Here is a 20,857-nt window from a genome sequence, read left to right on the forward strand (position 1 = left end):
TCAATTACATTCTTTTATCGACAAATAAACCGACAATCTCTGTCATTGCCGCATAGAAATCAAGCCATTCCTTGGAAGGAATTTCTCTAATGACTTCTTCGGTTTGGTTATCTACGACTTTGACATAATATTCATTGAGTTTTTCATGTAATTCAAATTGAAGATGAAATTGAGTAGGTTCAATCAGCTTATTTGCTCCTTGAAGCGTTTTCTCAATTTCTTCTTTTGAAACGACTTTTCCATTTGCTTGTAAATCAGTGTTTGCATTGTCATTTTGATGATTCGTAACACGGGTTTGAAATGCATCAATCAGTGGCTCTAGCGAAGTCAACTTACCAACAGACATAGTTATTCAGCTCCTGTGCTTTAATCTATCTTTTATATCGGCTTTGAATTTTTAAATTAAATATAGATGGACCGATTTGTTAAAGTTTCATATAGATGGTGTCATACCCCTACATAGAAATGATTTTACACGGAGGTTTAAAGACGAATTGGATAAAAAAATCCTCACTTTTTTTGTGAGGATAATTGAGAAAGTAGATCGAAGGACAAGCTAGCAGCACGGCTGTTTTCTTCTTGAATAGACAGGTATACTTCCTTCCTGTGAATATCAATATGCTTAGGAGCCTCAATTCCGACTTTTACTTGATCGCCTTCGATCGCAATAATTTTGACTTCAATATCGTCGCCTATTTGAATCGATTGATTTAATTTACGAGATAGAACTAACATGAGGAAGCCACCTCTAGCAAATGTTTTGTATGATAGGCTGAATCATGCAAAATGACCTGCTTGGCTTTCATGTTTTTCCGATTCACAATAATAGGCGCTCTTAAATTGGCTGTCGTTTTTTCAATAGACGATCCCATTGTTAAAATAACCATGACTTCCACATCATTGGCATCTTCCACCCCAAGAATGTCTACAACCGATTCTTCTAAGTCAAATTCATATTGATTGAAGAACAAAAATGGGCTGCTGACAATAAAGCCTAGTTCTGCATTTTCCAAAGATTGGAGAACTGAAAATGGGGATTCCTCTGATAAAGGTAAAATGACAAATTGTTTTTGATCCAGAAATCCTGGTATCCCATTAGAGAAGTGAATGATTTGCTCCTCTTTAATCGTCACTTCACCATGGTATTTTGTTTGAATGATCATAATTCACGACCTTTTTCATTTTTCTTAACTATACCTTATCACCATTTTGACCTGTTTCGTCAACTTCTATTTTTAATTCTGGGTATTGTAACATATCAATATGAACTTTACCTGGCTGGTAGTTAACAATTGGTTTATGAGGTGTTGCCTCTATAATAGCTTTTTGCGGCTCCACATCAATTTTAAGTTCAGATGGCTGATAGTGAATTTTCACACTAAAAAATGAAGGAATCACACCGATGTTGAATTGTTTTGCTGGAGGACTGCCGTTGATTTTCGCAAACTCAGCAATCGCATTCCCACCATTCTCGATCTTGATGAGTTCACTTCCTTCTTCCGCTCTACGTCCCATTCCTTCTCCAATCGCACGTTTCCCCTCAGCGGCCCATTCCTCTGAGCGCCTAAAAATCGACTTAATATCCATATCGGCAAATGCCTCTGTTTGATCTATGGTTAATTTCGACGGTGTCCTTGTGATATTCATGACAGCTCTTGGCTGCTGAATGTCAAGATCCGCTCTTGGCTGCTCTACTTCTTGCTTGGAAGGGGTTGTCGACATTTGCAGCTTTGCATAAGTTTGCTCCATTAACAATCTAGGGATTTGCATAGGTTCACCTCCATGATGCAAAAAAGCACCCAACGGATGCTTTTTCTTATCTTAAGAAATCGACAAGGGATGGCTGAATCACTTTAGCTGTCGTCGCTAAAGCAGCTCTATTCACAGTCTCTTGTTGAAGAAGATCAAGAATGGCTTTTTCACTTTCTACATCTTCGGCATCTGATTTAGCCTTTTTCAGCACTTCAAATTGCGAAGTCAAACGACTCCCGACTAAGTCGATACGATTAGATCTAGCCCCAAGATCTGAACGTTCAGCACTCATCACTTCTTTAAACTGATCGATATCCCCTAATGCATCGTCAGAATTCGCAAACGTTCCATTTTTAAATGAGTTTTCTAAGTCAGTCAGCATTTCAATGACATTTTGACCACTGGCAGATTGTCCACCAAAAGCTGAAAGAGGATTTGAATTCACATTTAATGTGATTCCATCAGAAATGTTCGACTGAACCACGTTTGCATCTGTATAGTTTTCAAAGTTAAATGTAAACGTACCATCTGCATTCTCTACAACTGGTTTAACGTTTGTATTCGTCCCATTAAAAACAAACTTACCTAACATCTGCGTGTTCATTGCATCAATGATTTGATTCTTCATCTGACCAATTTCCACTCCGATAGCAGCTAAATCTTCTGGCTGTTTTGTTCCATTGGCTGCATCAAGTACTTTATCACGTATATTTGACATGATATCAATGATTTCAGTGACACTTGTTTCAGATGTATCAATCCAGTTTCGTGCCTCATTTAAATTAGTTTGGTATTGCTCATTTCGAAACATGGCTGTACTATACTGAAGACTTTTCACTGCTGCAACAGGATCATCAGACGTTTTTGTGAAACGTTTTCCAGACTGTGCCTGCTCATTAATTTTAGAGAGTTTTTCATAACTTTTACTAATATTTCGAAGTGAATTTTGAGAAATCATACTTTGCGTGACTCGCATCAGTTACCCTACCTTCCTACGACTCCCATGCCGTTTATTATTTTATCTAATACTTCGTCTTGTAACGTCATAATTCTTGCTGCTGCATTATACGCATGCTGAAATTGAATCATGTTCGTCATTTCTTCATCTATAGATACAGCACTAGTTGACATCCTGCGCTCATTGGCTGAATTCACAAGAGCTGCTGAACTGCTTTCAAGGGTCATGTTCTTTTTAGCTTGTATCCCCATTTCGGCAATGACATTCTGATAGTAATCCTGAATCGTTGTGGTATTTCCGCCGATTGGTAGCTTTAAGTTTTGAATATTAGCTAATTTCGTAGCATTCGAACCATCACCTTGCGTTTGATTAAGAGATGCAGCAATGTTATCTGTCGATGCTAAAATCACGTCACTCACTTTGATACGGGCTGCCAAGCCTTTATTCAAATCATTGTTATTCTCAATATCGAAAAAATCTTGTCCACTTGTGCCATTTAACGTGTATCCTTGCTTATGGACGTCGTTAAAAGCATCCATAAATACTTTTGCTACTTCATCCAGCTCAGCAAGCATATCCGGGTACATGCCTTTTTCATCTCCATTAGACATGTAGCCATACGCCTCAACAAGTGCTTTTACTTTACCATTCACTTGTAATTGATCAGCTGCGATGGTTGTCGTTCCAAATTGGAGTGAGTTAACAAGTCCTGTCGTATTATCATAGGAAAGTTGCAATTCAGATTTTTCATTGGTAATGCCATTTAAAATTGTTCCAGCAGATTGCCCATTAGCACCGATAATGTCGATGTTAACGGTTCCTTCAGCAATTTCCAGAGCATTTCCTCCAGAAGGGTTGTAGCTCACTTTAATATCAACAAGTGAGGAAAGCTGATCTATAAGAGCGTCTCGGGTATCATAAAGATCATTGGGAAGATAACCATTTGGCTCAACTGTTGCAATCTGTTTATTCACTTCATCAATTTGAGTTAATAGGGTGTTCACATTTTTTGCCGTTGAATCGAGTTCAGTTTTCAAATTCTTTTGTATCGTTGTTAAAGAAGAATTTAGCAGGCGGAATTGATCTACTAAAGCCTGAGCACTTGTCTTAACAACTGTACGGGCTGAAGCAGTATCAGCATTTTTCGATTCCGATAAGACTTGTAATGATTTCCAGAGATTATCAAAGGCTCTATTCAAGCCTTCATCTGTTAAATCATTCATCACTCCTTCCATTTGTGAAAGAGCATCAGACTTCGTCGCATAATAAGACAGGTTATTGTTATGATCTCTATACTGAAGATCTAAAAAGCTGTCTCGAATTCTTTCAACAGTTCCAACTTGGACACCTGTCCCCATTTGGCCGTATGTCTTGCCATCATAAACTGAAATCACTGGGTAAGGATTCTCTGCTTTAAAGGTAACTCTCTGTCTTGAGTAGCCATCAGTATTTGCATTGGATACGTTGTTTGATGTGACATACAGCCCTGCACGCTGGGCTGTGATTCCTCGTTTTGCCGTTTCTAGTCCCATGAATGTAGAACCCATAGATATCCTCCTTGTTTACGCCTTTGAATCAAACAAAGCCCTATGCTGTTTAGGCTTTGAACTCTCAAGACCATTTTGTCCGTAATTCATATTTTCTTTGTTAGGATTCACAAGATCGAATGTCAGTGAAATAAATTGAAGTGACTGCTGAATAAGCTGTTTGTTCAGTTCGTTTACATCTTTCAGTTCCACCATGATGTCATTCAGCTTCTCATATAACGAAATAAGCTCTTCTTGATCCGTTCCTGTAGCTTTTTCGATACATGCGGTGATTGTCGGCGATTGATCACTTTGTAAAAATTGAACTGCTGCTTCAATCCGCTTTTCTTCTAATTGTGAAATGGCCTGAATATATTTTTGCTCAAGGTTCAGAACCTCTGAAAGAGCATCGATCTCGTTATTTTTCAGCATTTCTGTTTTATTCTTAGACAGCTTTAGAAGCTGTTCATGTAATCCGTAGAGACGGTGCAGTTCTTCAATCATTATTTTTACTGACATTCACGCTACTCCCTTTTGTTATTGTTGTTTATAAAAATTCAACATTTTATCTGCAATGCCTTTTGTATCTACTTGATATGTTCCGGCTTCAATGCTTTTTTTAATTTGGTCTATTTTATCTTGACGTTCTTTCATGATATTCGGCACCTTTTGCATTTCGATTGCCTTTTTAGAAATTTCGACTTTGTCAGTTGATTTTGCTTGATTCGATTGCAACGTTTGTTTCTCATATGTTTTCTTGTAAGGATTTACTGGTTGTGTTCCATATCGATTAATTTTCACGGGATTCCTCTCGCTTTCCGTTACAGTCTGTCTTGATTCTATCCATTTTATCGACCAAACTGCAACTTAGTTTAGGGAATCAGTCGTTTTTAGGATTAATGGCATAATAGGTGTCTTTTTTCCTAGATTCAATCTCCCTTTTACGCTCTTCTTCTTGGTCCATTTGGCTGATTTGCGTCTTTATATCCTTTTCACAATGGCTACACAGCTTGTTTTTCCTGATCGGTTGGCCGCATCTTTCACAAGGATAATTGATATTCGGGAATTGACTAATTTGAAGTCTTTTCAAACGGATAAATTTCAGGATTAATTCTTCATCAACTTCTGTTGCGTCTACTATTTCAGCAATGGTTGATTGTCTATTACTTTGCTTACGCAAGAATTTATAAACGATATCAAAAGAACGTTCTTCTTCTTCAAAGCATTTGTTACAAACCGTTTGGATGGTGGTTTTTAAAAATAACTGATTACATTGTGGACAGTTTGCCAATTGATTCATAACCAAAACCCCTTACGTTATTTTCTTTTCTTAATATCGGTTGATTGTCATGATTTTTAACTACGAATCAACGTAAAAGAGGAAACACTTTTGGCGCCTGCTCCTTTTAAAATTTTTGCTGCATGATAGACTGTCGCCCCAGTTGTATAAATGTCATCGATTAACACGACATCCTTTAGAACGATCGGGTTTGACTGCCTTAATTGGAACAAATTCTGTTGATGTAAACGTTCATTTTTTCTTTTCTTAGACTGCTTCCTTTGATGTACTTTTATAAGTGGCTCCAATATAGGTCCGCCAATCATGGAAGCAAGCATCATTGACTGATTGAATCCTCTTTCCTTTAATCTCTCTTTACTCAAAGGAATTGGGACAAGGACCGGTTCTTTGATTGAAAAAGAACGTTTAAACGCTGACTGTACATCTTTTTTAAATAGATCAGCTAAAGCCGTATCACCTCGAAATTTAAATCGAGCTAGAATATCTTTCATAAAGTCGTTGTAAGCATAAACAGATCGATTCATCACAAGAATCTCAGCAAAATCCCGTCGTTTATTCCACCTTGAACAATCCTGACACAATTGATCATTTAATTGCGCTCTTCCGCATTTGGGACAAGTAGGACCTTGAATCTTCATCAGGTGGTCCTTACATGCTACACATAAACAATCTTCATTTAATAGTAGGAATGATTTCCATGTAAAAGCAGCCACAAAATGGCTCTCACAAATTGGACAAATCAACGATTTTCTTTGTTCAACGGCAAATGATTTTCGCACCTTGGATATGTTGTGACCGTTGAAGCAGCTTCTGTCAGAATGACGAGCATCGCCGTATTTTTCTGTTTATCCACCATCTCGGATTTACTGTAGGATATTTTATCGATATCTGTTATATATTGCGGTTTCACTTGATTTAGAGAAATGGCTAATACATCTTCTATACATTTTTCACAATGACAAATCATGTTTAATTGGTTGAGATATTGATAGAGAATTTCTTTAAGTAGTATTTCTTTTGCGTTGAGTAGCATATTTTGTCTCTCCTGCCATTTGTGTTTTGTGAATATAATGTACCATGATTTAGTTGAACCCACACTATTTTTCAGAAAACTCTTTTTCAGCTGTATTATTCATTTTTACGATATGTTTCTTTGCTTGTTTCATACTTCTCGTTAAACCAAAATGAAAAAAGTACACGTCTCCATTAAAAAAATCTGGATGTCTCCCTGCTCTACCAGAAATTTGGACAAGTGCACTTTCTGTAAAAATAGGAGATTCCGCACCTAATACGCCCACTTGAACATCTTGAATGGTAACGCCTCTTTCTAGAATAGTTGTTGTAACCAATACATCGTATCTATGATCTCTGAAATGCTGGACTTTTTGCTTCCTTTCTTGATCATCGGCAGAAACTCCCTGTACATTTACACATTGAACTTGAAGAATATGAGTTACCTTCTTCATAGTAGAAATAGAAGGAACAAAGAGTAGCACTCTTTTTTTCTTTGTGATATGTTCATGCAGCCAGTTCATTGTAGATGCTGGAAGCCGATTTCTTTTTAATTTCTTTTTCCAATCTCCAACCCATTGAAATGTTGGGACAGGCAGCGGTTTTTGGTGGAAGCGCAGAGGAATTTTGATCGCTTCTAATTGTCTACAAGCAACATCCTTTTGCATTTTTTTAGATGGTGTGGCACTTAAGTAAATTCTAACTCCTGTTTTTTTCATTGACTTTAAAACAGCAAACTGAAGCCGTTCATCCATTGAATAAGGAAAAGCATCGACTTTGTCTACAATGAGGACATCAAAAGCGTTTTTATATCTCATTAGCTGATGGGTTGTAGCGATCATAAGCGGTGCCATTTGAAATCTTTGAGAACTCCCGCCATAAAGTGCAGCTATATTCAGTCCTTGAAATGCCTTTCTCATTCGAGGTTCAAGCTCAAGTACAACATCGGTTCTAGGCGTCGCAATACAAACACTCATTCCGTTATTTAGCGCATATTTTATTCCGTGAAAAAGCACCTCCGTTTTCCCCGCACCACAAACAGCCCAAACGAGCAGATCAAATTTGTTTTGGATTGCTTCTACTAGCCTATCGGACGCTCTCTTTTGCCCTTTAGAAAGTTCTCCCTGCCATGTTAATTCAACTTGTCTTGTTTCTTTCTTTTGTGGACCCGTCCATTCATAGAGAAAGCCACATTCACTTACTTTTCCCAGCATGATGCAGGATCTACAGTATACACAGTCTTTTTTACATGTTTCACACGGAGAGAGGGCAAAGTAGCGCTTGTTTGATACACCGCACCGGCAGCAGATCAAACCACTCGCCACCCTATTGACAGCAGGTGTTCTATGGATGAATCCTTGATTCTCCAGCCACTCCAATTCGGACTGTGTACATTGACATTCAATAGGAAGAAGATGCCTTGATTGTAGCTTGTGACTGAGTTCCATTGCTTTTTCCAGATTCAATTTCACGCACTACCTTTCCATTCATGTTGACCCATTATGTACAAAGAGAAGGCCTTTCGTCTAATTGTAAAAACAGAAAAACAAATCCCCTTTTCCATGAGAAAAGGGGATTTTGATATCTATCTGATGATCCAGCCAAGTGCTAAAGAGCCTTCGCCTAGATGAGTGCCAATCACGGCACCAAAGTAGCTTTTATAAAATTCAACATGAGGATACTTTTCTAATAAGTGCGCAATTAATTCATCTGCTTCTTCTTCTCTATTACCATGTATCAGAGTTGCTCTCATTGGAACACCACGTGATGCATCTTCATCAAATAATTCAAAAATACGTGAAATGGCTTTTTTGCGTGTACGAATCTTCTCAAAAGGGACAATTAGCTTGTTGTCAAAATGCAAGATAGGCTTTACCTTTAAGAGGCTTCCAATAAAAGCCTGAGCACCATTTAATCTGCCGCCACGTTGTAAATGAGTTAAATCGTCTACCATAAAATAAGCTCTTTGATTTTCTTTCAGATAATTGAGATGGGAAATCACTTCTTCTGGAGAAGCACCACCTTGGATTTTTTCAGCAGCTTCTAACACATAAAAACCTTGCGCCATACAGCTAGTCTCTGTATCAAACGGATAAATGTCGATTCCGTCAACTAGTTCATTCGCTGAGGCCGCACTATTGTATGTTCCACTAATTCCGCTTGACAGATGTATACTAATCACAGCATCATATGTTTCACTAAGTTTTTCATATAATTCTATAAGTTCACCGAAAGCAGGCTGAGAGGTTGTTGGAAGATCTTTATGTTTCTTGACTTCTTCATAATATGTCTTCCAATCCATTTCTACTTCTTCACGGTATGATTCAGTACCAAAGATGACATTCAGAGGGATCATATGAATATGATGTTTATCACGTAGTTCTTGTGGTATATAAGCAGTACTGTCTGTTACAACGGCTATTTTCATTCTTAAATACCTTCCTTATCCGTTAAGTTGCTTTTTAAAAAAGAATGATCATTGTTTTTCACTAGATTTATAATACTAATCAAAAAAGCTTGCCTAATCAATAGGCAAGCCCGCTATATCCGAAAAAGACTCCTTACCTGCCTATCATTGCTCTCTAACTTGAATATGAGAGAACTAAAAACAGGCGAAAAAGGAGTACTTGTCCGGAACATTATCTCATTTCTACCCAGCCGTTTTTAATTGCTACAACAACAGCTTGAGTACGGTCATTTACATTCATTTTTTGCAAAATGTTACTCACGTGGTTTTTGACTGTTTTCTCACTAATAAAGAGCGACTCACCAATACCTCTATTGCTCTTTCCGTCAGCTAACATTTGAAGAACTTCACATTCACGTCTTGTTAAGATATGAAGTGGTCTGCGAATTTCAGGATATACCTCGTGCTGTGGATGTGCTGAAACGCCGCTTGTTGCTAAGCGTCGGAATTCATTTACTAAGTTATGAGTGACTTTCGGATGTAAATAAGAGCCTCCGTCAGCTACTACTTTTACTGCTTCAATGAGGGTATCTGCATCCATTTCTTTTAACAAGTAGCCTCTTGCTCCTGTTTTTAATGCATGTGTCACATAGTTTTCATCGTCATGAATAGATAGGATAATGACTTTTGATTCGGGATAAAGCTCTACTAGCTGTTTTGTAGCCTCCACACCATTTACATTCGGCATATTAATGTCCATAATGACAACATCCGGATGATAGTGTTCTACGATACGTGCAGCTTCGTCACCGTCGTCTCCTTCTGCAACTACTTCAAAAGTAGGTTCAAAATCTAAAATCCGTTTGACACCTTCACGGAATAATTGGTGGTCATCGATAATTACAATATTTACTTTAGTCACAAGCTACGCCTCCCCATGTTTATTGTTCTACACCTGAACTTTATGGTCAATATGTCTTTTGTCTCTATTTTACAATTTTATTTTGTAATGTTAACGGTACTCTAATCATGATGAATGTCCCTAGACCTATTTTTGAGTCTATGGTCATTTTACCTTCTAGTAAGTCTACGCGCTCTTTCATACCAAGTAACCCAAAGGATTTGTTTTTATTTGTTTTAACATCCTTCATATCAAAGCCTTTTCCATCGTCTTTGATAATTAAGGTGACAAAGTCTTTCGTCACTTCAACCTTCACAGAGATTTCTTCAGCTTCAGAATGCTTTAAAGAATTTGTGACAGCTTCTTGAGCTAGTCTAAATAGTGCCACTTCAAATTGAGAAGCAATTCTTTCGCTTTCAGTATCACCTAAGCACTGGAACGTAATTTTGGTTTTTCCATCATATTCTTCAATTGTGTTTAAGTATTTTCGCAGTGTCGGAATGAGACCCAAATCATCTAAAGCCATCGGTCTTAAATCATAAATGATTCTTCTCACTTCGTACAGTGCATTTCGCACATTCTGTCTTAGACTTCTAATTTCTTTAAATCCTTCTTCTGTTCCACGGTCTCTAAAAATTCGTTCAATTAGTTCTGAACGCATCATCACGTTTGCCAGCATCTGAGCAGGTCCATCATGGATTTCTCGTGATACCCTTTTGCGCTCTTCTTCCTGGGCTTCAATAATTCTTAGTCCAAAATCTTGTTTTGCCTGAGCATCTTCAAGTAAAACACCGACCTGACGTAAATCTTGGTTCAAGTAGTTGAGGACGACCGTGATCTGGCTCACAAGCGTTTCTGAACGTTCAATGACGTCTTGTAAGCTTAACAATCGTCTTTCGAGATCATCTCTTCTTTCCCTCAGCTGTTTTTCGCGCTGCTGGATCATGGTCAATTCTACTTGCAGGTTATGTGCTTTTTCATAGGCTTCTCGTATTTCTTCTTCGCTGAATTTGTTGAAGTTTCTGCTGACTTCAGATAAACGATTTCTAGCATGTCTCGTATGTACTTCTAGTTTATCCCCAAAATCAATGACTTCGTTGACTTGCTGTTTAATTTGCTTAAGCTCTTCTACTAGGCTTTCATATTGTTGACGGGACTGTTCGCCGATTCTAAATACTTCGTCCTTACTGCCATCAACTGTACTTAGCATTTTCATGATGATTGAATCCAATAACTTCGGATCCATTTTAGGTGTTGTCATGGCTTTTCCCTCCCGTAACAGTGATGTCATCTTTTTTTATTATAAATGTCATTGATCTGCATTTTATGTCGAATTATAATGAAAGAATGCGTATAAATCATGAAATTTTTATGACGACCCTTTTTCCGCTCCTATCATCATAACAAAATACGCTGTAAAATTCTAAAACCAATGCAAATTTTCTGTAGCCTTACAATTTGCTTGTCAGGAGGGTATGTCTTTTGCTGAACCGCTATCTCACAGTCAAAAGCCGTGGCGAGCATGAGATCGTCATTGAAAAATCACGTTTTATTTGTCATATACAACGTGCTGTCTCAGAAGAAGAAGCACAAGCCTTTATACAATCCATAAAAAAACAACATTGGAACGCCACTCATAATTGTTCCGCCTATTTGATCGGTGAACATGATCTGATTCAAAAAGCAAATGATGATGGTGAACCAAGCGGTACGGCAGGGGTACCCATGCTTGAAGTGCTTAAAAAACGCAAGCTGAAAGATACAGTTGTTGTCGTCACTCGTTATTTCGGCGGTATTAAGCTAGGTGCCGGTGGATTAATTCGTGCGTACGGAAAATCTGTGTCTGAAGCAATCAATCATGTTGGTATGGTAGAACGCTGTTTAATGCGTACGATGCACACAACAATAGATTATACATGGCTTGGAAAGGTAGAGAATGAGCTTAGAGCCTCATCTTTTCAGCTAAAAGACATCCATTATGCAGAAGATGTGATTTTTGAAACGTATGTAGAAGAAACACAAACAGAGCAGTTCATTGAATGGATGACTGAGTTAACTAATGGAAAGAGTGTTACTAAAGAAGGCGAATTGATTTATTTAGAAAAGGACGTTGGTCCGATAAAGGAGACAGATGAATGGCACAACGAGTAAAAGTGCGTGTACGAAAGAAAAAGAGTAAGAAGAAAAAGATTTTCAAACGGATTCTGGTCTTATTTTTGCTTCTCTTCATCTGCATGGGCGGATTTGCAGTTTATAAGATTGTGAATACACTCCAAGCTGCTGACAAAACTTATGATGAATTAGAGCGCGGAGAGAAATCGAAACTCCGTGATGCTGTCATTGATATAAAGAAAAAACCTTTCTCTGTCCTATTTGTTGGCATAGAGGATTACGCCACAAATGGTGATCACGGCCGTTCAGATTCACTCATCGTGGCAACGATTAATCCTCAGGATAAAACGATGAAAATGGTCAGTATCCCCCGTGACACACGAGTACAGCTTGCTAGTGACACAACGGGAAATAAAGTAAAGATCAATGCGGCATTTGCTAAAGGCGGTAAAGACGAAACGATTGAAACTGTCGAACAATTCTTGCATATCCCAATTGACAAATATGCAACAGTGGACTTTGACGGTTTTAAGGATGTCATTGATGAAGTTGGGGGAATCGATATAGACGTTCCATTTGACTTCAATGAAAAAAGTGACGTCAAAAAATCGAAAAAGATTTACTTTAAAAAAGGGAATATGCATTTAAACGGGGAAGAGGCACTTGCTTATGCGCGAATGAGAAAACAAGATCCACGTGGTGATTTCGGGCGTAACGATCGTCAGAAACAAATCTTACGTGCCATGATTGATCAAATGGCGAAACCTCATAACATTGCAAACGTGGATAATATCGCAAAAGAAGTAAGTGATCATATAACAACCAACTTCCGCATCACAGAAGGACTTGCTCTACAGCAAATTTACAGTGGTTTTAAAGGAGACGATACTGAAACACTATCTATTAAAGGATCAGACCTTTATTTAGGTCCAAATCGAACATACTTCTTTGAGCCAGATCAAACCAACTTGGCTGAGGTGCAAAATGAGTTAAGGACGCATTTAAAGCTTCCTGCTGAGTCATCGTCCTCAACTGAAACAAATACACAAACCGATTCATCTTCTGATGCAACAGGGTCAGCCGATACACAGGCCCCTTCGACCAGCACATCAGGACAATAATAGGAAAACAGCCCGTTCCTTGGAAGCGGGCTGTTTTTTATTGTCTTTTGACCATACGTTTGTAGAATTTCGTAAATGGTTTAAACTCTTCGTTCACCAAACCAGTGACTTCAGCGATAACTTGCATAAACATGACCAGTAAAAAGATGATGATCAATGACAGCCAAATGGTGGCACTTGTCAGCAAAATCGCGCTTAAGCTGAAGACTAAGCCAATCATGTAAATCACAATCACTGCCATTCGATGTGATAAACCAAAGGCCATCAGTCGATGATGGATGTGTGATTTGTCAGGTGCTGAGATAGGCTGTTTATTCAATATTCGTCTGATGATCGCAAAGGTCGTATCAAAGATAGGCACACCTAAAATAATTACAGGGACAACAACACTAAACAAAGTAACACTTTTGTACAATCCTAAAAGTGACAGGACCGAGATCATATAGCCTAAAAATAACGAACCTGTATCACCCATAAATATTTTTGCTGGATGGAAGTTATAAAAAAGAAAACCGATGGTACTGCCAATGACGACAAGAGATAACGAAAGAATCAGGATCTTGTCCGCAGAAAATGCCATGACGGCAATCGTGGTTAAACCGATAACCGAAATTCCGGCAGCCAGTCCATCTAATCCGTCAATTAAATTGATCGCATTTGTAATCCCAACAATCCATAGTACAGTCAGGGGATACGCCATCCATCCTAACTCCAGTCGATCTGTTAAGAAAGGAACAGAGAAAAAGTCCATTTTTAAGCCCGTGCTCACGATTAAGCAAGCAACGAGAACTTGCACAAGAAATTTAAATTTTGCACTTAAATTATATTTATCATCAAATATACCTAAAATGACGATGAGTACAGCGCCAACTGATATAGCTGTAATTTTATTATGTAGAAACAGCCCGCCTGCTAGTGCTCCAGCCGCTACCCCAATAAAAATCGCCAAACCGCCCATTCGAGGCATTACTCTATCATGAACTTTTCGTTTATTCGGCTGGTCCACTGCACCAATCTTAATTGCAAACTTTTTGACGATTGGTGTCACAATTAAAACTGTAGCCAGAGAGACAAAAAACGCTAATAAGGCGCGTTCGTAATCCATAGGTCAGTCTCCTTCTAAATTGAAATCTGTATTTTGTATATTGGCCGCTCTTTCCATTATACAATTGAATATAGGATGATCACAAGCTCCCCCTAAGAAGAAGAAACAAATAAAAACGCACAATCCTGAATGAATTATGCGTTTTCTTTAATATTCGTTAATTCCACCATGTTTGTGAACAGTGCGTGCCAATCTTTTTTCTTTGCTCGGCTTTGTCTTAGATGTCTGCATGTCATGTCATCTTTTTTACTGATCACTTTCTGGCAGGCTTCGACGAAGAGAGCTGGATCTTCGCCCTCTACATATTCATACACATCATTCTCTTTTAGCCTTTCCGTTGATGGAAGATTTAAACCAACAACAGGGATGCCGGCAGCTAAAAATTCATACAGCTTGAGCGGAAAAACCGCTTGATTGTAAGGAGACTGTTTGTATGGCATCATCCCTACATCAATTAATTTCATATAAGCAGGCACTTCTTCTGGTGCGACTGCTCCTGTCCATAGGACATTGGGCAGTTTGAGTGCATGCTGAAAAGATGGATCTCCATTCGTTCCATCCGGACCGACAAATAAAAATGTCCAATCTGGCTGCATACGAGCAGCTTGAGCGATCATGTCAAAATCGAGCTTCGGCTTGATCCCACCTATAAAGCCAAGAACCGTTCCCTCTCTTCCCTCTAGCACGTCTTCCCTGCTAGGGAGGTTGCTTTTTGCAAACACATCATACTCGACGCCATTTTCTACTGTAAAGACATCTTTCGGTTCACCCATGAGCCTTTTTTTGATTTGATCATGTAAGTATTGTGAAGAGCACGTAATGCTGTGTGCATATTTAATAATGCGGTTTTCTGCTTTTACAATGACTCGCTGCCTCATATAAGAGAGAATGTTGTTTTTTCCGCTGATGGGCTCTCCCCACAGGTCACTGCAATCATACACAATATGTTTCCATTCAAATAAAGAAGATAAGAGCGGAAATCCCGGAAACGTATACCATAAACAGACGGCTATGCCCTGCTTTTCTTCTTGACGCAAATGCTCAAGAAGAGGAGATAATTTATGAAAATAAAACATATCTTGATAACGGCCAAAGCGAAAAAACTTGCTCTTGAGCACATCAGGAATGGTCATTTGCTTCATTCGATCCGTTATAGGCTGAAAGGGAGCTGATTGACGAGTGGCAGATGGGCATACCCAGATGACCTCTTTCGTTTCTGGATCAGATGCAAGAAATTCCGCCAGTCGATGCCGTCTGTACCTTAGGCCATCGTGTCCCCATTCTCCCGTTGCGACAATCACATGTATGATCGACTCTGCTTTCACCTTTATCACCTTTTTTCCCTTCTGTTTATAAGCGCTTTTTGACAGCATTTGTGGCATAGTGCATAAAACACCAAGATGCTTTCACAAAATGAAGCTGCTCAATTTCTCTATAGACAAACCATGTTTTTTTCGCTGCTTTCCACTTGTTACTAGAAATCGAGTTTCCCACGATGCGATATTCACTGAGCGGCTCACTCATTCCATAGGCAGTAAATCCTTTTTTTAAAATAGAGAGCCATGTGGCTAAGTCCTGCCTTGTTCGAATGTTTGGCATTTCCACGTGTCCTACTTGTTGAAGATCGAGCATCACCGTCAAACAGCCGATAATCGTATTTTTTAAAGCTTCATTGTAGTTCAACTGAGCCGGCGCTGTGACGGTTTTTTGTAATGGCTCTCCATTTTCTGAAATGATGTCATATGCCGTGAAAGTAAAGGCATGATCATTTTCTAACATAAACTTGACCTGCTTTTCGAGCTTTGTCTGTTTCCACATATCATCGCTATCTAAAAAAGCGATAAAGCGGCCTTTCGCCTGTTTGATGGCTGTGTTTCTAGCAATAGCGGCTCCCCCGTTTTCCTCTAAATAAATGACGTTGATTCTGTCGTCCGTCTGACTTAATTCCCCTAACAGCTTCCTTGTGCCATCTGTTGAGCAATCATCTGCAATGATAAGCTCCCAGTTGGAATAGGTTTGGGCAAGGACGGAATGAACTGTATCCGTTAAATAACGTTCCGCATTATACGCCGGTGTAATAATTGATACTAACGGTTGATTGTTCACCTAAGACTCATCTCCAGTTCATCATTAAGATTCTTTGAACACTTCAGGTAACACAACAAACATAAGCGAGATGCTAAGGCCAATGACAAGTCCAAGCAATGCCCGTTTTTTCGCTGACATCCCTTTGTTCCCTTCATCAAGCACTTGGGCAGGATCGACAATCTTTGCCTGCTTCATACCCAGCTTTGTCGATTCCAATTCATATAAAAATCGTTCTTTATCGACTTTGGAGTCATTGCTGACAGATTCATCTTCAAGAGCGGATAGTCTCCTTTCAATGACTTGCTGTCTTTTCGTAAATAAGGCTTTGTCCTGCTTTAAAAATGTATCTGACACTTGTTTCACTACCGCCAAAGCTCTAGCTTGATCAGCATCTGTAAACGACAACTGCAATTGTGTATCGGACTGGTTCGTGAGAATCAAACGATTTTTCACATCCTGCCTTTCTTCTTCCTTTACATCACGGAGTGCTTGATTCAGAAATGCATCACTTTTTAATAGAGATGTCACTTCTTCCATATTGTTATACACACCGTCGTCATATTTCCCAAGCGTCAAGGTCACAGCAGCTGTGTAACTAGACTGTTCTACTGTCCCCTTGGCAAAAAAGAAACCAAAAGCAGCTAATGCGACAGGCAGAAGCACAAGCCAGACGATATATTTTTTCATTCGCTTCCCTATTCTTAACATCAAACCAGACATGCTCATTCTCCCAACATTGACGTATTTAATTTTTCACTAGTGTAGCCATCCAAACTCAGTATCACACGTTTGCCCACGGCTTGAAACGCTGTTTATTTTTCATGATATTGACCGCTGCGATCACTAGACCTAGAAACACCCAGTGGAAATATAAATTCGAGACCGAACTCGGACTGATACTTGAGACGAGAAAGCTCAGCATGGCAGCAAATAGACCTTCAATGATCATCTTGGCTGATCTCGTGTCAGCCAATTGGTATTGTTTGTACAGTGAGAACATGAGATAGGCATACACTGAGATATAACCTAGCATGACGGCAAACCCAAAATTCGTCATCACCTCTAGCAGCCAATTGTGAACTTCCACGACCTGATCTGTATCAAAGATAGAAAAGTGAGCTAAGTAATAAGACACATTGCCCGCTCCAACCCCGAAGCCATATGAATTCGTAAAGAAATGCCAGGCGTTTTTGATTAAATTCGCACGGGCAATGTTGGACGGAAGTGGTTCGCTAAAAGAATGAGCGACCTGAGAAGCGAGAAACAAGTCATAAAAGACAGAATAGATTTTGGCTGAAAAAATGGCGATACAGATGATACCAAGCCCGCCTGCTGCCATGATGGACCACTTTTTTAAAAAGCGAGGCATCAATAGCCATACATAGATTGCCGCTCCAGCTAATATGCCAAGCAAGCTGGCGCGCGATTCTGTTAACAAAATAAGATACAGCGCTAAGATGGCTCCTAGTAATCCGAACGCTTTGATATAACCATTTTTCATTTGGCGCATGCACGCCACATATAAGAAAAAGCTAATAGATAAAAACGTCGCAAAGTCATTTTGGTTAAAGAAGACAGCCGTAGGATAGTGCTGTTTGTACGCTGGTCCAAGATACAATGAGGTATTCGGTAAATGATTCAAGGTCAAGTGATTATAGAACCCGATTCCCATCACAAATACAGTCATGACTAGCCAAATACTATAAAAAGTCACGATCTGATCCATTCGCTGAATGTACATGACCACAAGAAAGACAAAACCCATTCCCATCGCAAGAAGAGACATATATTTCAGCCCGTCTGTGACCGAATGAGCCCAAAGCAGTGAGATGAGCCCGTAAAGAAACCATGCAGCGAAAAAACCAAGAATGCCTTTAACACGAATTTGCTGCCACTGGGATATGTACGTTCCTTTGTCTCTCATCCGCCATATGAATAAAGCAAAGACAGCCAAGAGCATGATGCGGTAAAGAAAGAGACTAAAGAATCCGGCACTGATAGAGAAAAAAGCGTTATTGAGAAATGTTAATGCAATCAAAAGGTAAATGGCTGACATGAATATGTGCTCACCATTCATGTAGAGCTTCATACATATAGCAGCCGCTATGAGCACCACAATCAAAACCGGAATGACCACCATCTTCTTTAACCCGATAGGCTGCGTGGATGCCATTTGTACAAGCCCGATACCTGCTATTAATAAAATACATCCGATTATCATTTGCCATGCTGTTTGTTTCACACTCATACCCATGTTCCTCCTAAGCAACCCATCCGATTTGAGGGATTAAGCCTTTACTTCCTGTTCATAGTAGGAAATGGTACGAGCCAAACCTTCTTGTAAAGTCACAACAGGCTCCCATGCTAAGACTTGTTTCGTTTCCTCATTTTCCAATGTACTATGCACAATATCTCCTGCACGCTGAGGCTTATAAATCGGTTCAAGATCTGATCTCGTGACTCGCTTCATCGTTTGAAACAGCTCATTCACCGTGATGGAATGACCACTTGAGATATTTAAACAAACGTTTGATTGAGCTGTTAAAGCTGCAACATTCGCTGCGGCTAGATCGCCTACATAGATGAAATCTCTTGTTTGTTCCCCGTTCCCGAAGATGAAAGGTGCCTCATGTTTTGCAAACTTATCAGAAAAAATTGAGACAACACCGCCTTCACCAAGTGCGTCTTGGCGCGGACCATATACATTGCTGTACCGCATAATACAATAGTCCACATCATAGAGTGATTTTGCCATCTGTAAGTATCGTTCAACTGTCAGTTTCGACAAGCCATAAGGTGAACCAGGCTGCAGTGGATGAGCTGTGTCGACCGGCAGATAGACTGGGTCTCCATAGACTGCTGCCGATGAGGCAAACACCACTTTCTCCACCCCGGCTTCAGCCGCTGCTTTGATCACATGAAGCGAACCTTTAATATTGACCTCTTCGTCGTAGACGAAATGTTGAACCGAAACGGCTACACTCACTTGCGCTGCAAGATGAATGATATAATCTGGTGCAATGTGTTTGATCAAATCGACCGTTTCTGATTTTGTGACATCTGCTTCAATGCATTGTACGGAAAGATGAGCGATATTTTCCTTCGATCCAGTTGAAAAGTTATCAAGAACGATGGGCTCATAACCTTTCTCTAATAAAGCCTCTACCGTATGAGATCCTATAAATCCACTTCCCCCAGTGACCAATACTTTCTTCATCCAAGTTCCCCCTATTATTGTGCCTTCGATACCAATTCTGTTTCCCATACGCCTGGGCGGCCGATGGACTGGTAAATAAATCCTCTCTCTTTCATTTCTGCTGGATCAAACAAATTCCTTCCATCAATTAAAATGGGAGAACGAAGTAGCTGCTTGATCTGATCCTTATCCATCTTCTGTACGTCATCCCATTCCGTTAAGATGAGACAAGCATCTGTATCTTTCACTGTTTCATAGAGATCATTGCTGAAGACCGCCTGCGGGCCAAGCTCTCTTTCTGCTTCTATATAAGCAATTGGATCATAGGCTTTGACAAAAGCTCCGAGCTCTCTCAGCATTGGGATAATATCTAGTGCTGGGGCTGAACGCATATCGTTTGTATTTGGTTTAAATGCGAGCCCTAAAACGGAAATTGTTTTTCCTTTAATATCACCGAACACACTCATCAGTTTGCTGACAAGATGGGCTCTTTGGTGGTTGTTTGTTTCAATGACAGATTCGATCAGCTTGAACCGGTAGCCAGCTGTTTCGGCTATTTTGAGAAGAGCCATCGTATCTTTTGGGAAACAAGAACCGCCAAATCCAATGCCTGCTTTTAAAAATTTATGCCCGATCCGGCTGTCTAACCCAACGCCTTCGCTGACTTTTTCCACATCAGCACCAACTCTCTCGCAAATGTTCGCAATGTCATTGATGAATGAGATTTTTGTGGCGAGCATGGCATTTGCCGCATACTTAATCATTTCTGCACTTTCTAGATTGGTCTCAACCACTTCTGTTTGAAACGGATCATGCAATTTTTTAATGATCGTGGATGCATGTGCGCTTGTAGAGCCAATCACCGCTCTCTCCATATTCATCGTATCTTGAATAGCTGAACCTTCCCGCAGAAACTCTGGATTGGAGACGACGTCAAATGGATATTTACTGCGTGAAGCCTTTTGAACAATGGCTTGAACAAGACGTCCTGTTCCAACCGGCACTGTGCTCTTATTCACGATGATTTTGTAGCCATTCAGGTGTTCCCCAACCGTTTGAGCCACAGCTTTCACGAATGTTAAATCCGCTTCCCCCTGAGGTGTCATTGGTGTTCCTACAGCAATATAAATAATCTCTGATTCTCGAATTGCAGCGGGAATATTGGTTGTAAAACACAATCTTCCTTCTTCTGTATTCTTCTCAATCAATTCCTTTAAGCCCGGTTCATAAATTGGAACGAGACCGCTTTTTAAGCTGTTGATTTTTGATTCGTCGATGTCACAACAAATGACGCGATTTCCGATATCAGCAAAACAAGTACCCGATACTAACCCGACATATCCTGTTCCAATCACAGCAATTTTCTTCAACATGTTTCAT

At 39.6% G+C, this 20,857-nt stretch carries 24 protein-coding genes; 2 read left to right on the forward strand and 22 right to left on the reverse strand.

Annotated elements, in window-relative coordinates; translation table 11 throughout:
- Positions 1–4: 4 nt before the first annotated feature.
- From flaG to ACNO7B_RS16380, 15 genes are all read right to left on the reverse strand, one after another.
- Positions 5–346: a flagellar protein FlaG gene (gene flaG / locus ACNO7B_RS16310; protein ID WP_007499987.1), complete on the reverse strand. Its 342-nt coding sequence runs from the start codon at positions 344–346 to the stop codon at positions 5–7.
- A 164-nt stretch (positions 347–510) separates the two neighbouring features.
- Positions 511–735, reverse strand: coding sequence for a carbon storage regulator CsrA (gene csrA / locus ACNO7B_RS16315; RefSeq protein WP_008348252.1), 225 nt, complete (start codon positions 733–735; stop codon positions 511–513).
- A complete protein-coding gene (fliW, locus tag ACNO7B_RS16320) occupies positions 729–1,163 on the reverse strand; it encodes a flagellar assembly protein FliW (RefSeq protein WP_417901708.1) in 435 nt (144 codons plus the stop codon). The genes csrA and fliW overlap by 7 nt, the downstream gene beginning before the upstream one ends.
- A gap of 28 nt (positions 1,164–1,191) precedes the next feature.
- The gene (locus ACNO7B_RS16325; RefSeq protein ID WP_041091473.1) at positions 1,192–1,770 is read right to left on the reverse strand and encodes a DUF6470 family protein; all 579 of its coding nucleotides are present in this window, start codon (positions 1,768–1,770) and stop codon (positions 1,192–1,194) included.
- A 46-nt stretch (positions 1,771–1,816) separates the two neighbouring features.
- Complete coding sequence (flgL, locus tag ACNO7B_RS16330; RefSeq protein WP_410684354.1) at positions 1,817–2,728, reverse strand: flagellar hook-associated protein FlgL; 912 nt, start codon at positions 2,726–2,728, stop codon at positions 1,817–1,819.
- Between the two features lie 8 nt (positions 2,729–2,736).
- A complete protein-coding gene (flgK, locus tag ACNO7B_RS16335; protein ID WP_099496871.1) occupies positions 2,737–4,257 on the reverse strand; it encodes a flagellar hook-associated protein FlgK in 1,521 nt (506 codons plus the stop codon).
- Positions 4,258–4,272: 15 nt separating this feature from the next.
- The gene (locus ACNO7B_RS16340; RefSeq protein ID WP_007499977.1) at positions 4,273–4,755 is read right to left on the reverse strand and encodes a flagellar protein FlgN; all 483 of its coding nucleotides are present in this window, start codon (positions 4,753–4,755) and stop codon (positions 4,273–4,275) included.
- An 18-nt stretch (positions 4,756–4,773) separates the two neighbouring features.
- A complete protein-coding gene (gene flgM, locus ACNO7B_RS16345) occupies positions 4,774–5,037 on the reverse strand; it encodes a flagellar biosynthesis anti-sigma factor FlgM (RefSeq protein ID WP_003213252.1) in 264 nt (87 codons plus the stop codon).
- 79 nt (positions 5,038–5,116) lie between these two features.
- Positions 5,117–5,536, reverse strand: coding sequence for a TIGR03826 family flagellar region protein (locus ACNO7B_RS16350; protein ID WP_017357864.1), 420 nt, complete (start codon positions 5,534–5,536; stop codon positions 5,117–5,119).
- Positions 5,537–5,592: 56 nt separating this feature from the next.
- Positions 5,593–6,174: a ComF family protein gene (locus tag ACNO7B_RS16355; RefSeq protein ID WP_417901709.1), complete on the reverse strand. Its 582-nt coding sequence runs from the start codon at positions 6,172–6,174 to the stop codon at positions 5,593–5,595.
- Between the two features lie 101 nt (positions 6,175–6,275).
- Positions 6,276–6,569 (reverse strand): late competence development ComFB family protein, encoded by a 294-nt coding sequence (locus ACNO7B_RS16360; protein WP_035701582.1) that lies wholly within the window; start codon positions 6,567–6,569, stop codon positions 6,276–6,278.
- Between the two features lie 64 nt (positions 6,570–6,633).
- Entirely contained in the window at positions 6,634–8,013 is a 1,380-nt protein-coding gene (locus tag ACNO7B_RS16365) for a DEAD/DEAH box helicase (protein WP_417901866.1), read from the reverse strand.
- A gap of 119 nt (positions 8,014–8,132) precedes the next feature.
- Positions 8,133–8,975 carry a DegV family protein gene (locus tag ACNO7B_RS16370; protein ID WP_024719242.1) on the reverse strand — a complete coding sequence of 281 codons (843 nt, stop codon included), beginning with the start codon at positions 8,973–8,975 and terminating at the stop codon, positions 8,133–8,135.
- Positions 8,976–9,186: 211 nt separating this feature from the next.
- Complete coding sequence (gene degU / locus ACNO7B_RS16375; protein WP_008348273.1) at positions 9,187–9,876, reverse strand: two-component system response regulator DegU; 690 nt, start codon at positions 9,874–9,876, stop codon at positions 9,187–9,189.
- Positions 9,877–9,940: 64 nt separating this feature from the next.
- Complete coding sequence (locus ACNO7B_RS16380; RefSeq protein WP_003213166.1) at positions 9,941–11,116, reverse strand: sensor histidine kinase; 1,176 nt, start codon at positions 11,114–11,116, stop codon at positions 9,941–9,943.
- A gap of 221 nt (positions 11,117–11,337) precedes the next feature.
- Here ACNO7B_RS16380 and ACNO7B_RS16385 point away from each other — a divergent pair, with 221 nt between their 5' ends.
- Both ACNO7B_RS16385 and ACNO7B_RS16390 read left to right on the forward strand, forming a co-directional pair.
- Entirely contained in the window at positions 11,338–12,006 is a 669-nt protein-coding gene (locus tag ACNO7B_RS16385; RefSeq protein WP_017357860.1) for a YigZ family protein, read from the forward strand.
- Positions 11,991–13,088 (forward strand): LCP family protein, encoded by a 1,098-nt coding sequence (locus tag ACNO7B_RS16390; RefSeq protein ID WP_007499958.1) that lies wholly within the window; start codon positions 11,991–11,993, stop codon positions 13,086–13,088. Before ACNO7B_RS16385 ends, ACNO7B_RS16390 begins: the two co-directional genes overlap by 16 nt.
- Before the next feature lie 37 nt (positions 13,089–13,125).
- On the opposite strand, the gene ACNO7B_RS16395 is transcribed toward ACNO7B_RS16390, so the two are convergent.
- The 7 genes from ACNO7B_RS16395 to tuaD form a co-directional block, all read right to left on the reverse strand.
- The gene (locus tag ACNO7B_RS16395; protein WP_007499956.1) at positions 13,126–14,193 is read right to left on the reverse strand and encodes a glycosyltransferase family 4 protein; all 1,068 of its coding nucleotides are present in this window, start codon (positions 14,191–14,193) and stop codon (positions 13,126–13,128) included.
- Positions 14,194–14,327: 134 nt separating this feature from the next.
- A complete protein-coding gene (gene tuaH, locus ACNO7B_RS16400) occupies positions 14,328–15,575 on the reverse strand; it encodes a teichuronic acid biosynthesis protein TuaH (protein WP_417901710.1) in 1,248 nt (415 codons plus the stop codon).
- Positions 15,544–16,299, reverse strand: coding sequence for a teichuronic acid biosynthesis protein TuaG (tuaG, locus tag ACNO7B_RS16405; RefSeq protein WP_008348281.1), 756 nt, complete (start codon positions 16,297–16,299; stop codon positions 15,544–15,546). The genes tuaH and tuaG overlap by 32 nt, the downstream gene beginning before the upstream one ends.
- A gap of 24 nt (positions 16,300–16,323) precedes the next feature.
- A complete protein-coding gene (gene tuaF, locus ACNO7B_RS16410) occupies positions 16,324–17,001 on the reverse strand; it encodes a teichuronic acid biosynthesis protein TuaF (protein ID WP_025208068.1) in 678 nt (225 codons plus the stop codon).
- 61 nt (positions 17,002–17,062) lie between these two features.
- Positions 17,063–18,529, reverse strand: a complete 1,467-nt coding sequence (tuaE, locus tag ACNO7B_RS16415) for a teichuronic acid biosynthesis protein TuaE (protein ID WP_417901711.1) — start codon at positions 18,527–18,529, stop codon at positions 17,063–17,065.
- 39 nt (positions 18,530–18,568) lie between these two features.
- On the reverse strand, positions 18,569–19,498 hold the full coding sequence (locus tag ACNO7B_RS16420) for an NAD-dependent epimerase/dehydratase family protein (RefSeq protein WP_417901712.1): 930 nt from the start codon (positions 19,496–19,498) through the stop codon (positions 18,569–18,571).
- Between the two features lie 14 nt (positions 19,499–19,512).
- The gene (gene tuaD, locus ACNO7B_RS16425; protein WP_046344599.1) at positions 19,513–20,850 is read right to left on the reverse strand and encodes a UDP-glucose 6-dehydrogenase TuaD; all 1,338 of its coding nucleotides are present in this window, start codon (positions 20,848–20,850) and stop codon (positions 19,513–19,515) included.
- Positions 20,851–20,857: the final 7 nt, after the last annotated feature.

This window comes from Bacillus sp. AK25 (assembly GCF_048270685.1).
Classification (GTDB): domain Bacteria; phylum Bacillota; class Bacilli; order Bacillales; family Bacillaceae; genus Bacillus; species Bacillus altitudinis.